Genomic DNA, 789 nt, shown 5'->3' with positions numbered 1-789 from the left:
GTTGAGTCATCGATCGATGGCTTGTTTTGCTATGCCCATTTTTTAACTGGGTGCCCAGAGTATTCATTTCAGACTTCACCTCGATTATTGGCGGGCTCATCATAGTTTACATTATTGGTATCCCTATCGCTGCTTTTACATCATTATTAACAAATGCATTAAATAGTTTAGGTACTTCTTCATTGTTAGTATTTGGTGGAGTTGTAGGCTTATTGAGTGGAGTTGACTTTGGTGGCCCAATTAACAAGACTGTATTTGCCTTCGTATTGACAATGCAGGCAGAAGGAATTAATGGACCAATTACAGCCTTACAATTAGTAAATACAGCAACACCAATTGGATTTGGGTTAGCTTACTTTATTGCAAAAATGTTTAGGAAAAATATCTATACACGATCAGAAATTGAGACTTTGAAATCGGCAGTTCCAATGGGTGTTATTAATATTGTTGAAGGTGTCATTCCGATTGTTATGAATGATATTGTTCGTTGTGTAACGGCAGTAGCTATTGGTGGAGCGGCTGGTGGAGCAACAACGATGGTGTTAGGAGCAGATGCAACTGTACCATTTGGTGGCGTATTGATGTTACCTACTATGTCGCAACCATGGACAGGAGCTGTAGCCATTTTAGTGAATGTTCTTGTAACAGGGTTGGCCTTGGCTTTGCTTAAGAAAAATGTGAAAGAAGACGAACAAGTAGAAATTGAAGAAGAGGATATTGGATAGGTTACACTTAGCTGGACAAAAAAATTAAGGGCTAGCAGACTGATAGAGAAATAAGTATATCAAC

Annotated in this window: 1 protein-coding gene; it reads left to right on the top strand. The window is 38.7% G+C overall.

Going from position 1 to position 789, the window contains the following annotated elements; genetic code table 11:
- Window positions 1-50 precede the first annotated feature (50 nt).
- Window positions 51-725, top strand: a complete 675-nt coding sequence (locus tag Q1B07_RS26700; RefSeq protein ID WP_299095858.1) for a hypothetical protein — start codon at window positions 51-53, stop codon at window positions 723-725.
- The last annotated feature ends 64 nt before the right edge of the window (window positions 726-789 follow it).

The sequence above is a fragment of the uncultured Metabacillus sp. genome (assembly GCF_947503125.1).
In the GTDB taxonomy this organism is placed as follows: Bacteria; Bacillota; Bacilli; order Bacillales; family Bacillaceae; genus Metabacillus.
Note: the sequence above shows the minus strand (reverse complement) of the source record. Positions and strands in the feature narration are given on the sequence as shown.